This is a genomic window from Neisseria sp. HMSC068C04 (assembly GCF_001810105.1).
GTDB lineage: Bacteria > Pseudomonadota > Gammaproteobacteria > Burkholderiales > Neisseriaceae > Neisseria > Neisseria flavescens_B.
Genome location: NZ_KV799919.1, coordinates 46,776 through 68,432, shown reverse-complemented (window position 1 = coordinate 68,432; position 21,657 = coordinate 46,776). Strand labels below are relative to the sequence as shown.

Below are 21,657 nucleotides of genomic sequence, written 5' to 3'. Positions count from 1 at the left end.
TCTGAAATTAAATTTCAGACGGCCTTTTTGATATTGTTATTTGAGAGCTTAATTGCAGTATTTGTTGACGTCGTTTTGGTATTGCTTAATCAGGCTGTCGCGATTGGCCAAGCGTGCGCTTTCGGCAACTTGGCGGTTGATTTTGGCGATTTTGCAGTTTTCCAGTTTGTTTTGGCGGTTTTGCTCTTCGATTTTTTTATTGCGCTCTTCGATTTGTTTGTTTTGTTCCGCAACCTGTTCGTTGGGCTGCTCGGCAACCGGCTCAGATGCCGCAACAGCAGGCGCAACGGCAGGTTTGACGTTGTGCGTGCGGATGTTGACCACGCCGGAACGTTTCGGTTGCAGACGGTTTGGCGTATCGGAATAGCTGTTGCCCGACGTGCCTTTCCAAGTGTAAACCTCGGCCGCGCCGGTCAGAGCGGTGGAAGAGAGAAGGGCTGCTGTCAGACAGGTTTTGAGTACGGAAGATTTCATGGGTTTCCCTTATGTAAATGATGTTCTCATCCAACCTATTTTACTTGAAACTGCAATGCGTTGGCATATTTTTGTACTGCAGATCAAATCATGTAAAAAAATAACGTTAAAACATGTATTGCCAATGTTAGCATCAAGCCGGTGTGATATAATGCCGTGCATCTTGCACAAACTGAAAGACCGAGCATCATGCGTATTGTAGAAAAAGCCTATACTTTCGACGACGTTTTGTTGGTTCCAGCGCACTCAAACGTGCTGCCTCGAGATGTCAAACTTCAAACCAAACTCACCCGCGATATCACGCTCAACCTCCCTCTACTTTCTGCTGCAATGGATACCGTTACCGAAGCGCGTCTGGCCATCTCAATGGCTCAAGAAGGCGGCATCGGCATTATCCATAAAAACATGACGCCGGAGTTGCAAGCGCGTGCCGTTTCCAAAGTGAAGCGCCATGAGAGCGGCGTGGTGAAAGATCCCGTTACTGTTGCGCCGACCGCATTGATCCGCGAAGTCTTGGAAATGCGCGCACAACGCAAACGCAAAATGTCCGGTCTGCCTGTTGTTGAAAACGGAAAAGTGGTCGGTATCGTGACCAACCGCGACCTGCGTTTTGAAAACCGTGTCGATCTGCCGGTTTCTGCTATCATGACCCCCCGCGACCGTTTGGTTACCGTTCCTGAAGGTACCAGCATCGACGAAGCCCGTGAAATCATGCATGCGCACAAAGTTGAGCGCGTTTTGGTATTGAACGACCAAGACGAACTCAAAGGTCTGATTACAGTTAAAGATATTCTGAAAACAACCGAATTCCCTAATGCCAACAAAGATGCCGAAGGCCGCCTGCGCGTCGGTGCCGCGGTAGGTACCGGCGGCGATACCGAAGAGCGCGTCAAAGCATTGGTAGAAGCAGGCGTGGACGTGATTGTGGTCGATACTGCCCACGGCCATAGCCAAGGCGTTATCGATCGTGTGCGCTGGGTCAAAGAAACTTATCCGCACATTCAAGTCATCGGCGGCAACATCGCGACTGCCAAAGCCGCTTTGGATTTGGTGGCTGCCGGTGCGGATGCCGTTAAAGTCGGTATCGGCCCGGGCTCGATTTGTACGACCCGTATCGTGGCCGGCGTGGGCGTGCCTCAACTGACTGCGATTCACAATGTTTCCGAAGCCCTAAAAGGTACAGGCGTTCCCCTGATTGCCGACGGCGGTATCCGCTTCTCCGGCGATATTGCCAAAGCTCTGGCAGCAGGTGCATACAGCGTCATGCTCGGCGGTATGTTTGCCGGTACGGAAGAAGCACCGGGCGAAATCGAACTTTACCAAGGCCGCTCTTACAAGTCTTACCGCGGCATGGGTTCGTTGGGTGCGATGAGCCAAGGCTCTGCCGACCGCTACTTCCAAGACAAAACCGACAGCACAGACAAATATGTTCCTGAAGGCATCGAAGGCCGCGTTCCTTACAAAGGCCCGATTGTGAACATCATCCACCAGCTGACCGGCGGTCTGCGCTCCAGCATGGGTTATTTGGGTTGCGCCAATATTGCTGAAATGCACGAGAAAGCAGAATTTGTGGAAATCACTTCTGCCGGTATGAGCGAATCTCACGTTCACGACGTACAAATCACCAAAGAAGCGCCTAACTACCATCGTTAAACCACTATAAAAAGGTCGTCTGAAAATATTTCAGACGGCCTTTCTGTTTTTATAAGGTTTTAAAAATGAAGAGAATATTGCTTACCGCTGTTTGGTCTGGTGTTTCAGGTTGGGTATTTTCAGAACTTGCCGGATAAATTGGGAAGACAAACGCTTCACGCGCTGAAATGATATGTATCAACCAGTACGTTTTGAACTGAGCGATTAAACCGAGTTTCAGACGGCCTTTTAAAAATCGTATTACAATAAGCCAAAATTAAAAACACATTCCATTATGTCCAAAAAAATCCTGATTATTACCCCAAGCTGGATTGGGGACTGCGTCATGACCCAACCGCTTTATCGCCGTTTGCATGAGCTGTATCCCGGCTGCACCATTGATGCTTTTGCACCCAAATGGTCGATGGCCGTATTTGAGCGTATGCCTGAAATCAACCGTGTGATGGAAAATCCGTTTGGACATGGTGCGTTGGAATTGAAAAAACGCTGGCGTATCGGGCGTGAATTGGGAAAAGAAGGCTATGATCAAGTGATTGTTTTGCCCGGTTCGCTCAAATCCGCCATCATTGCCTTGGCTACGGGCATTAAACAGCGTACGGGCTACGTTGGCGAGTCGCGCTATTTTTTGCTGAACGATATCCGCAAGTTGGACAAGGCCGCGTTGCCGTTGATGGTCGACCGCTATACTGCGCTGGCGCATCCGACCCAAGCGGATTTTAACGGGCATTCTGATAATCCGTGTTTCACGATTGATCCCGAAAGCCGTCAAGCCGCTTTGGCAAAACATGGTTTGGCGACGGATAAACCGATTTTGGCATTTTGTCCCGGTGCGGAATATGGTCCGGCCAAGCGTTGGCCTGCGCGTCATTTTGCCGAACTCGGCCGCCGATATTTGGCTGAAGGTTGGCAGGTTTGGCTGTTTGGTTCGCAAAAAGATTTTGATATTGCAGATGAAATCAACCGGCTTTCAGACGGCCTGTGTACCAATCTTTGCGGTAAAACCAATCTTCCGGAGGCGATTGATCTGTTGTCTTGCGCCGATACGGTCGTGTGCAACGACAGCGGTCTGATGCACCTTGCGGCCGCGCTTGATCGGAAATTGGTTGCGGTTTACGGCTCATCCAGCCCTGACCATACGCCGCCTCTAAGCCAAAAGGCAAAAATCGTCAGCTTGAATTTGGATTGCTCGCCTTGTTTCAAACGCGAATGCCCGTTGGGGCATACGGATTGTTTGAACAAACTGACGCCGGATATTGTGCAAAAAGCGGCGGAAGAGCTGGCTCGTTCGGCGTAATCCAATAAAGATTAGATGAAAAACAGCAAAGGGCGGATTTGAATCTACCCTTTTGATTTTTCGTTTCTTTTATTTTTTAACAAAAGGCCGTCTGAAAATCATATTTCAGACGGCCTTTTTTTGGTTTTAAATCAATACATCTGATTATTTTTGATGCAGATTGTAAACGTATTCGACTTCTTCGCGGCTGCCCATGAATACGGCAACACGTTGGTGCAGGCCGGTAGGTTGGATGTCGAGCATGGCTTCGATGGCGTTGTTTGATGCGCCGCCGGCTTGTTCCATAAGCAGGCTCATCGGGTTGGCTTCGTACATCAGGCGCAGTTTGCCCGGTTTGGATGGGTCGCGTTTGTCTTGCGGATACATGAATACGCCGCCGCGCATCAGGATGCGGTGGATTTCGGCAACCATGCTGGCTACCCAGCGCATATTGTAGTTTTTGCCGCGTACGCCGGTTTCGCCTGCCAGCAATTCGTCAATGTATTGTTGAACAGGGGCGAACCAATGTCTTTGGTTGGACATATTGATGGCGAATTCTTTAGTAGATTCGGGAACGCGCGGATTTTCTTTGGTCAGTAGGAATTGGTTGGCATCGTCCAGAGTGAAGACGAACACGCCGTGACCGACAGTCAGGACCAGTTGGGTTTGCGGACCGTATAAAACATAACCTGCGGCCACTTGGTCGCGGCCTTTTTGCAGGAAAGACTCGGTAGTCAATGCGCCTTCAGGTTTCGCCAAAATGGAGAAAATGGTGCCGACGGAGATGTTGACGTCGATATTGGAAGAGCCGTCCAGCGGGTCAAACAATACCAAATAGCCGCCGTTTTCGTGTGTGGCGACATAGGTGTCTTCTTCTTCGCTGGCAAGGCCTGCGATGTTGGCATTGGCTTTTAAAACATCAATCATGATATTGTTGGCGATGACGTCAAGTTTCTTTTGGTCTTCGCCTTGGATGTTGCCGGTACCTGCCATGCCCAAAACGCCGGAAAGCGCGCCAAGGCGGACTTTGGCGTTGATATCCAAACAGGCGGCGACTACGGATTCCAATACGCTGGCCAGCTCTTGCGGCAGTTTGTGTTCGGGCAGGTGTTGGGCTAAGAATTGGTTCAGTGTCTTCATGGTTTCACTCTTTTCCTAAGTTTGAATCGAATATTTTTCAATTTCAGGCCGTCTAAAAACGGCGTGTTCATTTGGTTTTGCTGTCGGCCATGCCTAAAACTTCTTTAGTGCAGGCGATGCTGGTGTCTTTGATGCGTTTTTTCAGCTCGTCACTCATGGAGTCGCTGCCGCCCAAAAGCGATGTCGCTTCTTCAGGATTGATTTGATCGACTGTTTTTTCGCCGATGCAGTGGCAGATTTTTTCAGTAGTCACGGAATCAAACGGGCTTTTTCCGGAAGCTTTTTCTACGCAGGCTTCGGTTGCCGAGCGGACAAATTCGGTGCGGAAACTTTGGGTAAATTCTTCTTTAAATTCGTTTTTTACAGATTCGCTGCACGCGCAAAGCAGGAGCGTGCAGGCTAGGGGTGTGCGTATATTCATGAGGGACGGTCGTTAATTGTTATGTTGTGAATTGTAGTGGAAAAAGGCTTAAGTATAAAGGGTTAAGGCCGTCTGAACAGGTATGGCGGCAAAATCAAAGCGTTTGGGTATACGTTCAGACGGCAGTGTTTATTTCGTTTTGCTTTCCAATACATAATGCGCGCCGACATCTTGCGCCAAAATTTTGGCAAGTTCGGGCAGATTGTTTTGCAACTGTTCGGCAAGCATATAGGGCGGGTTGATGATGAACATACCGCTGCCGTGCATACCGAAGCCGTCGCTGCGCGGCGTATGGACATGAAGCTCGGCGTGCAGATAATTGTCGGGAGCGATTTTTTTGAGTTCGTCCGGTAGTTTGCGGCTTTCTTCACGGCTCAGGCAGGGATACCAAACCATGTAGCAGCCGGTTTCAAAGCGTTTCAAGGCATCTTTCAAAGCTTGGACGACACGGCGGTAGTCTTGTTTTTCTTCGTAGGGCGGATCAATCAAGACCGCGGCGCGGCGGGGCGGAGGAGGCAAGAGTGAAATCAGGCCCTGATACCCGTCCGCTTGGCTGACCTGTGCTTTACGCGTAGGACGGATTTCGCGCATATTGTTTTGCAAATGGACAAAATCGGCAGGGTGCAGCTCAAAGAGGCGCATTTTGTCGCTGTCGCGCGTGAGCGCCTGTGCCAGCCAAGGTGAGCCGCAGTAAAGGTTGTCTTGCGGCAGTATTTGTTTCAGACGGCCTACAAATTCGGCCAATTCGACAGGCAGCTTGTCAGCTTGTTCCAAGAGCGCAATGCCTTGTTTGTATTCGCCGACTTTTTGCGCTTCATCGCCGCTCAAATCATACAAACCGGCACCGCTGTGCGTATCGATATACCAATAAGGTTTGTCTTTGCGGTTGAAATATTCGAGGACGAGGAAGAGGGTAAAGTGCTTGAGCATATCGGCATGATTGCCGGCATGGAAGGCGTGGCGGTAGCTGAGCATGATCGGGCTGCGGAAATAAAAATCCGATTATACCCCAAACCATCGCCATCACTGCTTTCAGACGGCCTTTGTGCCTGGAAAATGCTACAATATCCGCCTTATCGTACCATCGGAAAGAAGACATCATGTTTACAGGCATCGTACAAGGCATGGGCAAAATTACAGACATCGCCCAACCTTCGCCCGACTTTCGTACCCACACTGTCGAGCTGCCCCCCGAAATCGCCGACAATCTGCAAATCGGCGCCTCTGTCGCCAACAATGGCTGCTGCCTGACCATCACCCGAATCGACGGCAACAAAGTCAGCTTTGATTTGATGGACGAAACCTTACGCAAAACCAATCTCGGCAGCTTGAAAGTCGGCGACAGTGTCAATTTGGAACGCGCGGCGCGGTTTGGCGACGAAATCGGCGGCCATGTGATGAGCGGCCATGTGATGGCGGTTACCCGAATTTCCCGTATCGAATCCAGCGAGTTCAACCGTACCGTTTGGTTTGAGCTGCCGGAAAACCTCAAGCCCTACATCCTGACCAAAGGCTTTGTCGGTTTGGATGGTTGCAGCCTGACCATAGGCGAAGTCAGCGATAGCGAATTTTGCGTACACCTGATTCCGGAGACTTTGGAGCGTACCCTGTTTGGCAGCCGCAAAGAAGGCGACCTCATCAATATTGAAATCGATCCGCAAACCCAAGCCGTTGTCGATACCGTGATGCGAGTATTGGCACAAAAGGCCGTCTGAAAAAAAAGAAAGCCGAAATGAAATTATCCAATTTTTTGAAAAAAGCTAATTCCGTTTTAAACCGTCTGGATTTAATCCTGCCTGATGAAGCCGGTAAAACCGACTGGCGCGCTTTGGCCTACCGTTGGCACAGCGTGGGCAAAAAAGGTATTTTGGAAAGCCTGCCGCGTCCGCATACGTTTCCTTTGAGCAGATTGGCGGCTGTCGGTTCGCAAACCGACAGGCTGAAACGCAATACAGAGCAATTTTTGGCAGGCCGTCCGGCAAATAATGTCTTGATGACCGGCGCGCGCGGTACGGGGAAATCCTCCTTGGTTAAAGCGTTGTTGCACGAATACGCCGAGCGTGGCCTGCGACTGATTGAAGTGGACAAAAGCGATTTGATCAGTCTGCCGGCTTTGTTGACGTTGTTGTCCGAGCGCCCTGAGAAATTTATCGTTTTCTGCGATGATTTGTCGTTTGAAACCGGCGATGAAACCTATAAAGCCTTGAAAACGGCTTTAGACGGCGGACTGTCGCAACGTTGCACCAATGTTTTGGTTTATGCCACTTCCAACCGCCGTCATTTAATTCCTGAATACATGGATGAAAACGGCGGTACTACGGGCATTCGCGGTGAAATCCATCAGAAAGAGGCCGTCGAGGAAAAAATCTCCCTTTCCGACCGCTTCGGCTTATGGCTGAGTTTTTATCCTTTCGATCAAAACGATTATCTGACCGCTGTTGCCAACTGGTTGGACGATTTCAATGTGCCTTTTGACGATACGGCGCGACAAGCCGCGTTGCAATGGGCGCAAATGCGCGGCAGCCGTTCAGGCCGCTCGGCATGGCAGTTTGCCTGTGACTGGGCAGGACGGTTGCCGGAAGAAAGAGTGCTGGATTAAGGCAGAAAAAGCAAAGGCCGTCTGAATATGGTTTCAGACGGCCTTTTTGTATTTTTATTGATTCATCAGCGCAAGCATGAAGACAACCATTGCTGGCGTTGGCGCGGATTGAGCAGATGATAGAAGCGGTATTGGATTTCCATTTCATCCACCGCATAGTCCATGCTGGAGAGGTAGCGGTTTTCAACATAATCGCGGGCGGCGTTTGAGTCGAATGAGTCGCCGGAGAGGATTTTGATGATGGTTTGGCGGCGGTTGCGGTCGGAGCGTACGGTTTTACGGTAGGCTTTATCGTTGATTTGTTTGAAGTCGGTACGCAGGCGGCGCAGGGCGGCGTGTTGGTCGGCGGATAAATTGAGCTGTCGAATGTCGCAATTCGGGTGGAAGTCGTCCAAAGTGGCCAGAAACGGACCGGCATGTGCAGGCAGACTGGAACAGAGTAGGGCGAGTGCTAAGAAAATAAAAGTCGGATAGCGGGAAAGTGCAACAGACACGGTGTTTTCCTAATGTTTCATCAGGTTTGGAAATATAACCGATAAGCGTGTGAAAGGCAGTATCAATGCAGTTAACTTTTGTTAATGATGTTAGATTTTTTTGCAGATGTATGTAATCTAATAATTTATTTTCAAAGCCTTACTATGTGATTATAAGTTTCATTAATGTATATGAAATGTAAATTCATAAAAATGACGGCAGAGATGTTGTCGGCAGCATACAACATAGGGTTAAAAATGCGATAATGACAAAGGAACACACTTTAGGAGAATAAACATGACCGACTACCGTATTGCACCCAGTATTTTGTCTGCCGATTTTGCCCGTTTGGGCGAAGAGGTTGCTGAAGTTATCCGCGCTGGTGCGGATTTGATTCATTTTGACGTGATGGACAATCATTATGTGCCGAATCTGACTTTCGGCCCTATGGTTTGCGCGGCTTTGAAACCGTATGCAACCGTGCCGGTCGATGTACATTTGATGGTTGAGCCGGTGGACGATTTGATTCATGCGTTTGCCAAAGCTGGTGCCAATATCATTACTTTCCATCCCGAAGCCAGCCGCCATGTCGATCGCAGCTTGGGTTTGATTAAAGAATACGGCTGTCAGGCAGGTTTGGTATTGAATCCTGCTACGCCGGTCAATATTCTGGAAAACGTTTTGGACAAACTGGATATGGTGTTGCTGATGTCGGTCAACCCGGGCTTTGGCGGACAAAGCTTTATCCCGAATACGCTGGTGAAAATCCGCAAAGTGCGCGAGATGTTGGACGAGTATGAACGGCAAAGCGGCCGCCATATCGCATTGGAAGTCGATGGCGGCGTGAAGACAGACAATATTGCTGAAATTGCGGCGGCAGGTGCGGATACGTTTGTGGCCGGTTCGGCGATTTTTGGCAAACCGGATTACAAAGCCGTTATCGATGAAATGCGTCAACAGTTGGCGCAAGTTGGATAATTAAGCCGGGATATTCTTGGTTTTAAAACTTTAAATAATCAATGTTTAATATTAAAGGCCGTCTGAAATGATTTTCAGACGGCCTTTTGTTTTAGCCTAAACCCTTACAGCGGCCATTTCAATGCTGGATTGCTTTCAATGACTGCTTTGAATTGGTTTTGAATACGCTCAATCGCTTCTTGCGTATCCGCTTCAAAACGCAATACCAAAATCGGCGTGGTATTGGACGCACGCATCAGTCCGAAGCCGTCAGGGAATTCAACGCGCAAGCCGTCGATGGTGATGATTTCGGTCGCACCTTCAAACTTGGCATTGGCAGCCAGCTCTTCAATCACTTTGTGGCCGTTGCTGCCTTCCGGCAGGTCGATGTTGAGTTCCGGAGTGGAAATGCTTTGCGGCAGCTTGTTCAACACTTCGGACGGATTGTCGAAGGCAGACAGGATTTCCAAGAGGCGTGCGCCGGCATACATACCGTCGTCGAAGCCGTACCAGCGTTCTTTAAAGAAAACGTGACCGCTCATTTCGCCGGCAACCAGTGCGCCGTTTTTTTTCATGGTGGATTTGATGAAGCTGTGGCCAGTTTTTTCCATCACAGGTTCACCGCCGTGTTCTTTAATCCAAGGCGCGAGCAGACGGGTGGATTTGACGTCGAAAATCACTTTGGCTTTAGGATTGCGGCTCAACACGTCTTGCGCGAAAAGCATCAGTTGGCGGTCTGGATAGATGATGTTACCGTCTTTGGTGACTACGCCCAAGCGGTCGGCATCGCCGTCAAATGCCAAGCCGATTTCGGCATCGCTGTTTTTAAGCTCGACGATGAGGTCTTGCAGGTTTTTCGGTTTGGAAGGATCAGGGTGGTGATTAGGGAAATTGCCGTCCACTTCGCAGAAAAGTTCGGTAACTTCATTGCCCAAACCTTTGTAGAGTTTGCCTGCAAATGCGCCGCCGACACCGTTGCCCGCGTCGATGGCGATTTTCATCGGGCGTTTGAGCTTGATGTGGCCGACGATGTTGTTGTGGTATTCGCCGGAGATGTCTTTTTCGGTTACGCTGCCTTGTTTGTCGGCAGCAACAAAACCATCTTTTTCAACAATAGCTAAAAGTTCTTGAATGGCTTCGCCTGCGAGCGTGTCGCCGCCGAGCATCATTTTGAAACCGTTGTAATCGGGCGGATTGTGGCTGCCGGTAATCATTACGCCGCTGCCGCCACATTCATTGATGGCTGCGAAGTAGAGCATAGGGGTGGCAACCATGCCGACGTTGAGGACGTTGATGCCGCTGTCTGTAAAACCGCGTTGAATCTGCGCCATCAGGCCGGGGCCGCTCAAACGGCCGTCTCGACCGAGTGCGATGCGGGTAATGCCTTTTTCGGAGGCTTTGGTAGCAATAGCTTTACCGATTAAGTAGGCAGCTTCGTCGGTCAGGGTTTTACCGACGATGCCTCGGATGTCGTAGGCTTTGAAAATGTCGCGGGCGATATTTGCCATGTGGATTTCCTTTGAATTTAAGGGAAAATAATAGGCGTTATTCTAACACGGCTAAAAGGCCGTCTGAAGAATTCAGACGGCCTTTTATCATTACATCAAAGAACAGTGTTGTTTGGACGAATCAATTGTTGAAAGTGTTGCATTGGTTGATATCGCCGCTTTCCAAGCCGCGCTTGAGCCAAGTCATGCGTTCTTCGGACGAGCCGTGGGTAAAGCTGTCGGGAACGACATAGCCCTGTGCCTGTTTCTGCAAGCGGTCATCGCCGACAGATTCGGCGGCAAGCATCGCTTTTTGAATGTCTTCTGTTTTGAAGATATTTTTGTTGACGGCGTAGTGTCCCCAAATGCCGGCGAAACAGTCGGCCTGCAATTCGAGTTTGACGGAAAGGGCATTGGCCTCTTTTTTGCCGACTTGCTGTTGCATTTTGTGGACTTTAGGCAGAATGCCGAGCAGGTTTTGAACGTGATGGCCGACTTCATGGGCAATAACGTAGGCAAACGCGGCATCGCTGGCGGATTCGAGCTTGGTGCGCATGTCTTCGTAGAAACTCAAATCCAAATAAACTCTTTGGTCGCCCGGACAGTAAAACGGGCCCATGGCAGATTGGCCCGTACCGCAGGCGGTGGACGTACTGCCTTCATACAACACCATGGTTGTCGGTGTGTAGTGTTGGCCGTGTTGCTGGAAATATTTACTCCATGCTTTTTCCGTCTCGGCAAGGACGACGCGGGACAGCTCGTTCAACTCGGCTTCTTGTTGGCTGTCGAGTCGGGAAGCTTGTTGGGTAGGAATGCCCATCGAAGATGAGCCGCCAACCAAACCGCTCAAATCCACGCCGTAATATGCGCCGACCAAAACCACGATAATGCCGAGTATGCCCGGCGTTTTGCCGCCACCGCCGCCACGGCTTCCGCGGCGATCTTCGACGTTTTGGCTTTGTTCACGGCCTTTCCAATCCATAATGTGTATCCTGTGTAGTTTTCATGCGGCGGATTATACTATGGAATGTCAAATGTGTTTGATCGAATTGTGAATATTGCTTGAGGCCGCCTGAAAATGCAGCATCGGGAAAGTGAAAACGGCAGTATCTTTCAGACGGCCTTGGTGTTTGTTAGAATGAACAAACCTACTATTGGGAGATATAAGATGAAAGTCAGCAGTAAAGCTATTGTCAACGGCGAATTTGAAGACAAATACGGCAAGCGCGGCAGCCAGTTCAGCCCGAGCGGTATGCCTTCTTATTCGATTCCTTTTGAGATTGAAGATGCGCCTGAAGGAACAAAATCGTTTGCCGTGGTGTTGGAAGACAAAGATGCTATTTCAGCATCGGGTTTTGTATGGACGCATTGGTTGATTTCGGATTTGAAACGCACTTCCGTGGCAGAAAATGAGAGTATTTCTGCAACAGATTTCACACAGGGCGCGAATACTTGGGCGAGCGCGTTGGGTAAATTTGAAATCGAAGAGGCCTCGTTTTACGGCGGCATGGCGCCACCGAACAACCGCCATCGTTATGAATTGATTGTGTACGCGCTGGACACTGTTTTGGATTTGCCGCGCGGTTTCCGCTTTAATGAGCTACATTTTGCCATGCAGGGCCATGTGTTGGATTCGGCATGCGTGGTCGGTACTTATGATGTGTGACGGTATGTGTCATTATTGAAAAACAGCCTGTCCGGTTTTAATTCGGACAGGCTGTTTTTATGGGAAATCAAATCAATTAAACCACTTCGGCTTTAGTGATGATGACAGGTTCGCTCGGTACGTCGTCGTGGTAGCCGTGACGTTTGGTAGAAACGCCTTCGATGGCATCGACAACGTCAAAACCGTCAACGACTTTACCGAATACGGCATAGCCCCAGTCTTGGACTACGGTTTTGCCGTACAGCTCTTTAGAACGGAAGTTCAGGAAGGCGTTGTCGGCAGTGTTGATGAAGAATTGCGCGCTGGCAGAATGAGGATCGGAAGTACGCGCCATGGCGATGGTGTATTTTTCGTTAGGCAAACCGTTGGACGCTTCGTTTTGAATCGGATCGCGGGTTTCTTTTTCGTTCATGTTTTCATCCATGCCGCCGCCTTGAATCATGAAGCCTTTGATGACGCGGTGGAAGATTACGCCGTCGTAGAAGCCGTCTTTAACGTATTGCTCGAAGTTTTTAGCAGTAACGGGGGCTTTGTCGAAATCCAGTTCGATTTTGATGTCGCCTTTGTTGGTGTGCAGGATAATCATGGGTTTCCTTTCGTTAGAATCCGGTTTTGAATCATTCGTTAAATTGTGTCTGAACGACAAACTTCAAGGCCGTCTGAAAAATATTCTTTCAGACGGCCTGAGACCTTTGCAATAACATAGGTTACTAAAATTTTATGCTCAATCTCATTTTCAAAATGCAAAACCTTTCTGATTTTTCCTACTTTTTGCTCAATATTAGGAGGGTTTTAGTCAATTGAAAATTTTTTGGCGCATTTTTATGCGTCAAATTTCGTTAACAGACTATTTTTGCAAAGGTCTCGGCCTTGTTGTTTAGGTCGATGGTTTACATCAGTACAGCATAAGCCCACAGAGCAACCAGTACTACGCAGAGGATGTTCAGCAATAAGCCGACATTCATCATTTCGCGTTGCTTAATCAAGCCTGTACCGAACACAATCGCGTTAGGCGGTGTGGCAACCGGCAACATGAAGGCACAAGATGCGCCGACACCGATGACGAATACCAAGACTTGTTCGGGCAGACCCATTTGCGCGGCGATGCTGGCGAAAATAGGCACAAGCAGGGCGGCGGAAGCCGTGTTACTGGTGAACTCGGTCAGGAAGATGATGAAGGTGGCAACCACGAAAATCACCAGCAATGCAGGAGAATGGGAGAACGTGGAAGCAACTTGCTGACCCAATGCTTCAGATGCGCCGGAGGATTGCAGCAACGCGCTCAAGCTGATACCGCCACCGAAGAGCATCAATACACCCCAGTCGGTATTGCGGGCAACTTCTTTCCATTGTGCCACGCCGAATACGACGACGGCAACGGCGGCAATCAGGGCGATAACGGTATCAGGGTTGGAAATACCGAATGCAGCTTTGATTTTGGAGCTGAATACCCAAGCAACGGCAGCTGCCAAGAAAATCAACAGCGCGATAACGCGGTGCAAAGTCCAAGGGATAGATTCGGCTTTAACTTCCACGCGCTCGTTCAAATTAGGTTTGAGGATGACGTACATGGAGAACAGCATCAGCGGCAGAATCAAAAGCATCATCGGCAAGCCGAGCTTCATCCAGCCGACGAAGTCCAAGTTCAGCGCTTTGGCGGCAATCATGTTCGGCGGAGAACCGACCACGGTACCCAAGCCGCCGATACTGGCGCAGTAGGCGATACCGAGCAGGACGAAAACGTAGGTTTTGCGTTCTTTTTCTTGATCGAGGTGGCTCATCATACCCATTGCCAAAGGCAGCATCATCGCGGCAGTCGCAGTGTTACTGATCCACATAGACAGGAAGGCGGTAACGGCAAACAGCATCAACACGGCAACTTTCATATTGCCGCGAGACAGGCGCAACAGGCTGACGGCGATTTTACGGTCGAGACGCTGCATGTGCAGGGCGGTTGCAAGCGCAAAGCCGCCGAAGAAGATATAAATCGTCGGGTCGGAGAAACCGGCCATTGCTTTTTTGATGTCCATATCCGGGAAGCCGAGTACAACGGCAAGGATAGGGATCATCAGCGCGGTAACGGTAATGTGTACGGCTTCGGTAAACCAAAGTGCCGCAACGAAAAGCAACAGCGCGATACCTTTGTTGGCATCGGTACTGTAGGGAAGAATGTAATAAATGCCGAAGCAGACAACAGCAGAGATAATGGTCGTCAGCAGTCCTTTAAAGTCGGTAATCGGCTTCTGCGCACTGAGAAGCTCGACGTTCTCAGGATGCTGAGTCTTATCCTTGGCGTTTAAGTCCATGATGTATTCCTCTGAAACATGATCGGTTTTTCTTTTCAGCCGTACGTTCAGACGGCCTAATAGACGACAGTATATTTGTAATTTAATGTAGTGTAAACAAATTGTAAATTATTTTTTAAAAATGAAATGAAAGCCGGATAAGCAGCAAGAAAACTGCTTATCCGGCGGAATAAAGACCCATCGTGAGTTAATAAGAATCAGGACGAATCGGTAAAACTGCCAAAATTACGGCCGAGTCAGTCATACCATCCTGATTTATATGGATTTAAACGTTTTGCGCCAGATTGTCTTGTTCCTTAAACAACAAACCGCAAACGGCCAGACCTGCCGCTGCCAGCAAGGCTCCGGCAATGCCGATATTGGAAAGGCCGAACCAAACGGTTACATAATGCCCCAAAAGCGCACCGCCGCCGATGCCGACATTGTACAAACCTGAATAAATCGAGTTGGCCACATCTGTTGCATCCGAGGCAAATGCCAAGACTTTCGACACCATGCCCAAGCTGACGATGACGATGGCCACGCCCCAAATAAACACCAGCGCGTACACCGCATAAGGGAAAGAGGCAAACGGCAGAAGCAGCAGGGCGGAGAGCAGGATGACCACCACCGCGCCAAGCATAAACAGGCGTTGCGATTTGGCAAACCATTTGCCAAACAGATAAGAAGCGGCGAAGCCTGCCAAACCGTACAGGCTCAAAACGATGGTAACTTGTTCAGCCTTAAATCCGCCAACTTGTAACACAAAAGGCTCGATATAGCTGTATGCCGTGAAATGTGCCGTAATAATCAACACCGTCATGGCATAAAGCAGCATCAGGTTGCGGCGTTTAAACAAACTCGGCAGGCTGCTTAAAGAGCCGGTATTTTGGCTGGGTAAAGCAGGCAGATTTTTAGCCAACACCAGCATTACGCCGGCAGCGCAGACCCCGATCAGCAGGAAGCTGAGCTGCCAACCGAAGTATTGCCCGACCACGCGCCCCAGCGGAATGCCCAAAACCATCGCCAAAACCGTACCCGTACTGAGCAAGCCCAAAGCCTGATTGGTTTTGCCGGTGGGCGCAAGCCGTACCGCCAAAGAAGCCGTAATCGACCAAAAGACCGCGTGTGTCAGCGCAATCCCGATACGGCTGACTAAGAGGATGTTGAAGTTCCAAGAAAAGAACGACAGCGCGTGAAACAGCGCAAACAGTGCGAACAGCATCAGCAATAATTTGCGCCGTTCGATGTTTTTCGTCATCAGCATCAACGGCAGCGATAGGAGCGCAACAATCCACGCATACACCGTAATCATCATGCCCACTTCCGTTGCCGGTTTGCCAAAGCTCTGACCGATGTCGCTCAAAAGCGCAATCGGAATGTATTCGGTGGTATTGAAAATAAACGCTCCCACCGCCAGCGCGCATACGCTAACCCATTGTTTGAATGTTGAAGTCATTATTATGTCCGTTTGATGAAGCAAAGGGCGTTATTGTACGCCTATCTGCATTTTTCAGACGGCCTTTAATGAAGAATTTGCAAGCTGTTTGTGTAAGGAGTAAAGTATTTGGCAACCATATTTGTTTGAATGAAAGGAAATACAAATGCAAACTGTTACCCTCAACATCGACGGCATGACCTGCGGCGGCTGCGTGAAAAGCGTAACCCGTCTTTTGGAAGGCGTAGAAGGCGTGGAAAAAGCAGAAGTCAGCTTGGAAAACAAAAATGCAGTGATTACTTTCGATGAGGGCAAAACAGATGCCGACGCGCTGATTGATGCCGTAGAAGACGGCGGCTACGACGTGGCTTTGTAACCGAGGCGATGGCGAGGTGGGATGCGGGCATGACTGGCCCGTATCGGAAACCAGATGAGCGGTATTATAGCAAAGGTCGTCTGAAACCTTAGGTTTTGGGGTTTCAGACGACCTTTTTTTAGAGGATTGGTGATTTTGGCAGATCACTTTAACGGTTCAGGTATTCTTAATTTCTGAATCATCTGGCAGTAAGTCGTGTATAGAACAGTTTAAAGCAGAAGACAGTTGATACAGTTTATCGACAGTTATGTTGACTTCCCCCCTTTCTACTCTACCCATATAGCTTCTGTCTATATCGGCAAGTAAGGCTAAGTTTTCTTGGTTGATATTGGACTGTTTGCGGATTTCTCGGATTTTTATACCTATCAATATACTGATTTTACTCATGAGATTTGTCTTCACAAATCTCAAAATATCCAATTTTGACACTTATTTATCCACGGATTATAATCCGTTTTTTTTGGAAAATATTAATGTGGAGAACGTCAAATGGCAAGTTATATTGAAAGCTCTTTAGGGCGAGGTGAACGTATTGTTTATAAAGCGCAAGTATCGTGGTTTTCTCAATTCTGGAGGATTTTTTTCGGTATTCTGCTGTTGATGTGGGTAATCGGTATCGTATTTATAGTGTTTGCGGTATTGAATGTAATGACAACTGAGCTTGCGTTAACCAACAAAAGGGTTATCGCTAAGTTTGGCTTTATCCGCCGACAAACAATTGAGATAAATATCAACCGTATCGAAAGTATTTCGGTAAATCAAGGTTTTTGGGGCAGGATTTTCAATTATGGCTCCATAGTGGTCAGAGGAACGGGCGGCAGTCATGCTCCGATTCCTTATATCGCCCGACCAATGGAGTTCCGCCAACAATTCAATGATTTTATAGATAACGAAATTGGTGGGGACTCGAAAAATCAAATTGAATTAAAACCGCCTGCCGTTTGAGGTTGGTGGAAACGGTAGTTTTTGTTTTATATAGAAAAATCGTAATAAAATATTCATTTCTATTGATCCGAATATGAAAAGGCCGTCTGAAACGCTTCAGACGGCCTTTGTCTCTTGATCACTTACTTTTTGCCATTATGTTGTTTTCGTTTGATAATATATAAACACGAAAAACATCCGCCAAACAATCAATAGGAGGCTTTGCCGTGCAACAAAAAGTCCGTTTCCAAATCGAAGGCATGACTTGTCAGGCCTGTGCTTCGCGTATTGAAAAAGTGTTGAACAAAAAAGATTTTGTCGAATCGGCAGGGGTGAACTTTGCCAGCGAGGAAGCGCAGGTTACGTTTGACGACAGCAAAACCTCCGCAGCCGACATTGCCAAAATCATTGAGAAAACCGGTTACGGCGCGAAGGAAAAGACGGAAGATACATTGCCGCAACCTGAAGCAGAACATCATATTGGCTGGAGGCTGTGGCTTTTGTTGGCCATCAATATTCCGTTTTTAATTGGCATGGCAGGCATGATGATCGGGCGGCACGATTGGATGATTCCGCCGTTGTGGCAGTTTGTGCTGGCAAGCGTGGTACAGCTTTGGCTGGCAGTACCGTTTTACAAAAGCGCGTGGGCGAGTATAAAGGGCGGACTGGCGAATATGGACGTACTCGTTACCATCGGTACGGTGTCGGTTTATTTGTATTCCGTTTATATGCTGTTTTATCCCATTTATACGTTTTTTTTCAGCCCGCACGCGGCGCACGGTATGGAGCATGTGTATTATCATGTGTATTTTGAAGTGGGCGTGATGGTGATTGGTTTTGTGTCGCTGGGCAAATTTTTGGAACACCGCACCAAAAAATCCAGCCTAAACAGCTTGGGCCTGCTGCTCAAACTCACGCCGACCCAAGTCAACGTGCAACGCGATGGCGAATGGAAACAACTGCCTATCGACCAAGTGCAAATCGGCGACCTTATCCGCGCCAATCACGGCGAACGAATTGCCGCCGACGGCATTATCGAAAGCGGCAGCGGTTGGGCAGACGAGAGCCATCTCACCGGCGAATCCAATCCTGAAGAGAAAAAAGCGGGCGGCAAAGTGTTGGCGGGCGCACTGATAACCGAAGGCAGCGTGGTGTACCGCGCCACGCAGCTCGGCAGCCAAACCCTGCTCGGCGACATGATGAATGCGCTGTCCGAAGCGCAGGGCAGCAAGGCACCGATTGCGCGCGTGGCCGATAAAGCGGCGGCGGTGTTTGTGCCAACTGTCGTGGGCATCGCGCTTTTGACTTTTATCGTTACTTGGCTGATTAAAAGCGATTGGACGGTTGCACTGATGCACGCCGTTGCTGTTTTGGTGATTGCTTGTCCGTGCGCACTCGGTTTGGCAACCCCTGCCGCGATTATGGTCGGCATGGGCAAGGCGGTGAAACACGGCATTTGGTTTAAAGACGCGGCGGCAATGGAAGAAGCTGCCCACGTCGATGCCGTCGTGTTGGACAAAACCGGCACGCTGACCGAAGGCAGGCCGCAGGTTGCCGCCGTCTATTGCGTACCCGACAGCGGCTTTGACGAAGACGCTTTGTACCGCATCGCCGCCGCTGTCGAACAAAACGCCGCTCATCCGCTTGCCCGAGCAATCGTCTCCGCCGCCCAAGCGCGCGGTTTGGAGATTCATGCCGCACAAAACGCCCAAACCGTTGTCGGCGCAGGCATTACCGCCGAAGTGGAAGGCGTGGGTTTGGTGAAAGCGGGCAAAGCCGAATTTGCCGAACTGACCTTGCCGAAGTTTTCAGACGGCGTTTGGGACATTGCAAGCATTGTTGCAGTCTCAGTCGATAACAAACCTATCGGCGCATTCGCACTCGCCGACGCGCTGAAAGCCGATACCGCCGAAGCCATAGGCCGTCTGAAAAAACACAATATCGATGTTTACATCATGAGCGGCGACAATCAAGGCACGGTCGAATATGTCGCCAAACAGTTGGGCATCACACACGCCTTCGGCAACATGAGTCCGCGAGACAAAGCCACCGAAGTGCAGAAACTCAAAGCCGCCGGCAAAACCGTGGCGATGGTCGGCGACGGTATCAACGACGCACCCGCGCTCGCCGCCGCCAACGTCAGCTTCGCCATGAAAGGCGGTGCGGACGTTGCCGAACACACCGCATCTGCCACACTGATGCAGCATTCGGTCAACCAACTCGCCGATGCCCTGCTGGTATCTCAGGCAACTTTGAAAAACATCAAGCAAAACCTGTTTTTCGCCTTCTTCTACAATATCTTGGGTATTCCGCTCGCCGCACTCGGCTTTTTAAATCCCGTTATCGCAGGTGCGGCAATGGCGGCAAGCTCGGTTTCCGTGTTGAGCAATGCCTTGCGCCTGAAACGGGTGAATATTGAGTGATAATATAAAGGCCGTCTGAAACATTGTTTTTTCAGACGGCCTGTCATCAAGTATTTTTGAAGGAATAATCAGATGAAAACACTTCGTTTATTGTTTGGCTTGGCATTGGTTACCACTGCGTTTAGCGTGCAGGCTGAGGATTACAGCGAGAAGCAGCACGATAAGCTGATACGGGAATGCAATCGGAACAATCTGGAAAGTTGCGTCACTGCGGCCATTTGGACGCGCGACTATCTTGAAGCGCCTGCTAATGCTTATCCGTTTCTGAAAAAAGCCTGCGATGGCGGCAATATACGCGGCTGCAATGTTTTGGGTAATCTGTATCTTAATCCGTCCAGCGGTTTGGGCATGGATTATGCCGCCGCGGTCAAGCTCTACGAACGAGCCTGTAAAGGTGGTTATGAAAATGCCTGTACCAATCTTGAAGACACTAAAGCAGAGATGGCGCAAGGCAATACATCAGCCCGCGACAACCGGTTAAACCAACTGAGCGAATCTTGTGCTTTGGAAAACGAAGCTGCTTGTCAGGCATTGATGCTGGAAATGCAACGTTGAGCGTCACGCGGAGGCCGTCTGAAGACTTTTTTTCAGACGGCCTTTAATCCATATCTTTTCTGATTTTGAGACCCAAGCGGGAGTATGTCGTATGGACATGATGTTGTTTACCAATATTGTATTGATTGTTTTATGTATTTTTACCATGTTGCTGGTGTGGTCGCGCAACTGGAAACGCAAGCAGGCGTATTTTGAGAAAATCAAAAGCAACCCGGAAAACCTCAAATGGGTTGGGCAAAATCTGACCGGTCAGGAGTGGAAGGATTTGAAAGTTGTGAGCGACCGTTTTGGGCTGCCCATGTTGCAGGCCAAGCAATTAATTGATTTTTATAAAAACAGTCAGCATTAATTTATGATTTCACAATAGAACTTGACTGAAGTTAAGGCCGTCTGAAATAGCACTCTTATAATAATATAAGTGATATTTCAGACGGCCTTGCTGTTTGTTCAAATAAAGGGAGGGGAACAAAAATGACCGTTTACTTAATCGGCGATTCCGTTCGGCTTGCATCGGAGCCTTACACACGCGCCGCTTTGCCTGAGGCGGATATTGTTTCTCCATCGGAAAACTGCCGTTCGTCGCATGATGTGTTAGAACATATCGAGCAATGGACAGAGGGCGCGACAGTGGGAGACATTATCCACATCAACTGCGGTTTGCACGACATCCGCCACAATCAAGGCTGTAATGAGCCGGTGGCCGATATAGAAACCTACCGCAACAACCTGACCCGAATTTTCGATTATCTGAAACGGACGGGTGCAAAAATTATTTGGGCGAGCAGCACGCCCTTTTTGGAAAGCGTACACAATATCGTCAAACCCTCGCGTCGTTATCTGGCTGACTTGAAGGCCTATAACCGTGTGGCGGAGGATTTGGCAAGGCAATATGGTTTTGCCGTCAATGATTTATACAGTTTGATGTTTGAGCAGGACTTGACTGATGTGATGCTATGCGACGGGCTTCATTTCAATGAGTTCGGCAGTAAGATGATAGGCAAGGCAGTAGCAGAGGCGATATTGAAACAGATGGATTAACCTGACTTAACTCGTTTTGTCATGTTTTAGCTTTCAGACGGCCTTTAAAGGTAAAGCGAAGCCCCCGATATAGACTAATGCAGCACTAATCTTATCAACATTTAATCCAGGAGTATGACCATGAGCGGCGAATTAGATAAAATCAGCGGTAAAGTAAAAGAAGTGGCAGGAGATGTATCCGACAATACCAAACTTGAAGCTGAGGGCTTGGTTCAACAAGGCGTTGGCAAAGTAAAAGAAGTGGTCGGCGACATTGAAGAAAAAGTCGGCGATGTTTTGCAAAAAGGCAAAGAAGAAGCCGGGCATTTGGTTGATGAAGCCAAAGAAAAAGCTGAAAGCTTAATTAATGATATTAAAAGCAAATTTTAATATTTAAAGAATCAAAGGCCGTCTGAAAGATTTTCAGACGGCCTTTGTTTATGGTTTTAAAGCTTAGGCAAACTGAGACCTTTGCAATAACATAGGTTACTAAAA

At 48.9% G+C, this 21,657-nt stretch carries 24 protein-coding genes; 13 read left to right on the top strand and 11 right to left on the bottom strand.

Going from position 1 to position 21,657, the window contains the following annotated elements; translation table 11 throughout:
• Positions 1-48 precede the first annotated feature (48 nt).
• Positions 49-474, bottom strand: a complete 426-nt coding sequence (locus HMPREF2700_RS02710; protein WP_070589840.1) for a DUF4124 domain-containing protein — start codon at positions 472-474, stop codon at positions 49-51.
• 189 nt (positions 475-663) lie between these two features.
• Between HMPREF2700_RS02710 and guaB the strand changes: the two genes are divergently transcribed.
• Complete coding sequence (guaB, locus tag HMPREF2700_RS02705) at positions 664-2,127, top strand: IMP dehydrogenase (RefSeq protein ID WP_003678893.1); 1,464 nt, start codon at positions 664-666, stop codon at positions 2,125-2,127.
• A gap of 274 nt (positions 2,128-2,401) precedes the next feature.
• Positions 2,402-3,421, top strand: coding sequence for a lipopolysaccharide heptosyltransferase II (gene waaF, locus HMPREF2700_RS02700; protein ID WP_070589837.1), 1,020 nt, complete (start codon positions 2,402-2,404; stop codon positions 3,419-3,421).
• Between the two features lie 144 nt (positions 3,422-3,565).
• Here waaF and HMPREF2700_RS02695 read toward each other — a convergent pair whose 3' ends face one another.
• The 3 genes from HMPREF2700_RS02695 to rlmJ all read right to left on the bottom strand — a co-directional run bounded on the left by HMPREF2700_RS02695 (position 3,566) and on the right by rlmJ (position 5,936).
• Positions 3,566-4,540 carry a class 1 fructose-bisphosphatase gene (locus HMPREF2700_RS02695; RefSeq protein WP_070589834.1) on the bottom strand — a complete coding sequence of 325 codons (975 nt, stop codon included), beginning with the start codon at positions 4,538-4,540 and terminating at the stop codon, positions 3,566-3,568.
• 67 nt (positions 4,541-4,607) lie between these two features.
• Entirely contained in the window at positions 4,608-4,961 is a 354-nt protein-coding gene (locus HMPREF2700_RS02690) for a hypothetical protein (RefSeq protein ID WP_070589831.1), read from the bottom strand.
• Positions 4,962-5,090: 129 nt separating this feature from the next.
• Positions 5,091-5,936: a 23S rRNA (adenine(2030)-N(6))-methyltransferase RlmJ gene (gene rlmJ, locus HMPREF2700_RS02685; protein ID WP_070589830.1), complete on the bottom strand. Its 846-nt coding sequence runs from the start codon at positions 5,934-5,936 to the stop codon at positions 5,091-5,093.
• Between the two features lie 125 nt (positions 5,937-6,061).
• Between rlmJ and HMPREF2700_RS02680 the strand changes: the two genes are divergently transcribed.
• Together HMPREF2700_RS02680 and HMPREF2700_RS02675 are read left to right on the top strand one after the other, a co-directional pair.
• Positions 6,062-6,676 (top strand): riboflavin synthase, encoded by a 615-nt coding sequence (locus tag HMPREF2700_RS02680; protein ID WP_070589828.1) that lies wholly within the window; start codon positions 6,062-6,064, stop codon positions 6,674-6,676.
• A gap of 17 nt (positions 6,677-6,693) precedes the next feature.
• Complete coding sequence (locus tag HMPREF2700_RS02675) at positions 6,694-7,560, top strand: ATP-binding protein (protein ID WP_049329674.1); 867 nt, start codon at positions 6,694-6,696, stop codon at positions 7,558-7,560.
• 65 nt (positions 7,561-7,625) lie between these two features.
• On the opposite strand, the gene HMPREF2700_RS02670 is transcribed toward HMPREF2700_RS02675, so the two are convergent.
• Complete coding sequence (locus HMPREF2700_RS02670; RefSeq protein WP_003683375.1) at positions 7,626-8,054, bottom strand: Spy/CpxP family protein refolding chaperone; 429 nt, start codon at positions 8,052-8,054, stop codon at positions 7,626-7,628.
• Between the two features lie 277 nt (positions 8,055-8,331).
• Here HMPREF2700_RS02670 and rpe point away from each other — a divergent pair, with 277 nt between their 5' ends.
• A complete protein-coding gene (gene rpe, locus HMPREF2700_RS02665; RefSeq protein WP_003678905.1) occupies positions 8,332-9,012 on the top strand; it encodes a ribulose-phosphate 3-epimerase in 681 nt (226 codons plus the stop codon).
• Between the two features lie 104 nt (positions 9,013-9,116).
• Here rpe and HMPREF2700_RS02660 read toward each other — a convergent pair whose 3' ends face one another.
• On the bottom strand, positions 9,117-10,499 hold the full coding sequence (locus HMPREF2700_RS02660; protein WP_070589825.1) for a phosphomannomutase/phosphoglucomutase: 1,383 nt from the start codon (positions 10,497-10,499) through the stop codon (positions 9,117-9,119).
• A gap of 121 nt (positions 10,500-10,620) precedes the next feature.
• Positions 10,621-11,460, bottom strand: a complete 840-nt coding sequence (locus HMPREF2700_RS02655; protein ID WP_070589822.1) for a KPN_02809 family neutral zinc metallopeptidase — start codon at positions 11,458-11,460, stop codon at positions 10,621-10,623.
• A gap of 186 nt (positions 11,461-11,646) precedes the next feature.
• Between HMPREF2700_RS02655 and HMPREF2700_RS02650 the strand changes: the two genes are divergently transcribed.
• A complete protein-coding gene (locus HMPREF2700_RS02650) occupies positions 11,647-12,144 on the top strand; it encodes a YbhB/YbcL family Raf kinase inhibitor-like protein (RefSeq protein ID WP_002232090.1) in 498 nt (165 codons plus the stop codon).
• Positions 12,145-12,220: 76 nt separating this feature from the next.
• Here the strand turns inward: HMPREF2700_RS02650 and HMPREF2700_RS02645 are convergent, their stop codons facing one another.
• The 3 genes from HMPREF2700_RS02645 to HMPREF2700_RS02635 form a co-directional block, all read right to left on the bottom strand.
• Positions 12,221-12,730 carry a peptidylprolyl isomerase gene (locus HMPREF2700_RS02645; protein ID WP_004519830.1) on the bottom strand — a complete coding sequence of 170 codons (510 nt, stop codon included), beginning with the start codon at positions 12,728-12,730 and terminating at the stop codon, positions 12,221-12,223.
• Between the two features lie 304 nt (positions 12,731-13,034).
• Complete coding sequence (locus HMPREF2700_RS02640) at positions 13,035-14,450, bottom strand: SLC13 family permease (protein WP_070589820.1); 1,416 nt, start codon at positions 14,448-14,450, stop codon at positions 13,035-13,037.
• A gap of 265 nt (positions 14,451-14,715) precedes the next feature.
• Positions 14,716-15,888: a sugar transporter gene (locus HMPREF2700_RS02635; RefSeq protein WP_070589817.1), complete on the bottom strand. Its 1,173-nt coding sequence runs from the start codon at positions 15,886-15,888 to the stop codon at positions 14,716-14,718.
• A 145-nt stretch (positions 15,889-16,033) separates the two neighbouring features.
• On the opposite strand from HMPREF2700_RS02635, the gene HMPREF2700_RS02630 reads away from it, so the two are divergent.
• Positions 16,034-16,243: a heavy-metal-associated domain-containing protein gene (locus HMPREF2700_RS02630; protein ID WP_070589814.1), complete on the top strand. Its 210-nt coding sequence runs from the start codon at positions 16,034-16,036 to the stop codon at positions 16,241-16,243.
• 156 nt (positions 16,244-16,399) lie between these two features.
• Here HMPREF2700_RS02630 and HMPREF2700_RS02625 read toward each other — a convergent pair whose 3' ends face one another.
• Positions 16,400-16,630, bottom strand: a complete 231-nt coding sequence (locus tag HMPREF2700_RS02625; RefSeq protein WP_070589908.1) for a helix-turn-helix domain-containing protein — start codon at positions 16,628-16,630, stop codon at positions 16,400-16,402.
• 102 nt (positions 16,631-16,732) lie between these two features.
• On the opposite strand from HMPREF2700_RS02625, the gene HMPREF2700_RS02620 reads away from it, so the two are divergent.
• The 6 genes from HMPREF2700_RS02620 to HMPREF2700_RS02595 all read left to right on the top strand — a co-directional run bounded on the left by HMPREF2700_RS02620 (position 16,733) and on the right by HMPREF2700_RS02595 (position 21,552).
• Positions 16,733-17,188, top strand: coding sequence for a PH domain-containing protein (locus HMPREF2700_RS02620; RefSeq protein WP_070589812.1), 456 nt, complete (start codon positions 16,733-16,735; stop codon positions 17,186-17,188).
• A 206-nt stretch (positions 17,189-17,394) separates the two neighbouring features.
• A complete protein-coding gene (locus HMPREF2700_RS02615) occupies positions 17,395-19,590 on the top strand; it encodes a heavy metal translocating P-type ATPase (RefSeq protein WP_070589808.1) in 2,196 nt (731 codons plus the stop codon).
• Between the two features lie 72 nt (positions 19,591-19,662).
• Complete coding sequence (locus HMPREF2700_RS02610) at positions 19,663-20,145, top strand: SEL1-like repeat protein (RefSeq protein ID WP_070589805.1); 483 nt, start codon at positions 19,663-19,665, stop codon at positions 20,143-20,145.
• 91 nt (positions 20,146-20,236) lie between these two features.
• A complete protein-coding gene (locus tag HMPREF2700_RS02605; protein WP_070589803.1) occupies positions 20,237-20,494 on the top strand; it encodes a hypothetical protein in 258 nt (85 codons plus the stop codon).
• A gap of 122 nt (positions 20,495-20,616) precedes the next feature.
• A complete protein-coding gene (locus tag HMPREF2700_RS02600; RefSeq protein ID WP_070589800.1) occupies positions 20,617-21,183 on the top strand; it encodes an SGNH/GDSL hydrolase family protein in 567 nt (188 codons plus the stop codon).
• A gap of 120 nt (positions 21,184-21,303) precedes the next feature.
• On the top strand, positions 21,304-21,552 hold the full coding sequence (locus HMPREF2700_RS02595; protein ID WP_070589798.1) for a CsbD family protein: 249 nt from the start codon (positions 21,304-21,306) through the stop codon (positions 21,550-21,552).
• The last annotated feature ends 105 nt before the right edge of the window (positions 21,553-21,657 follow it).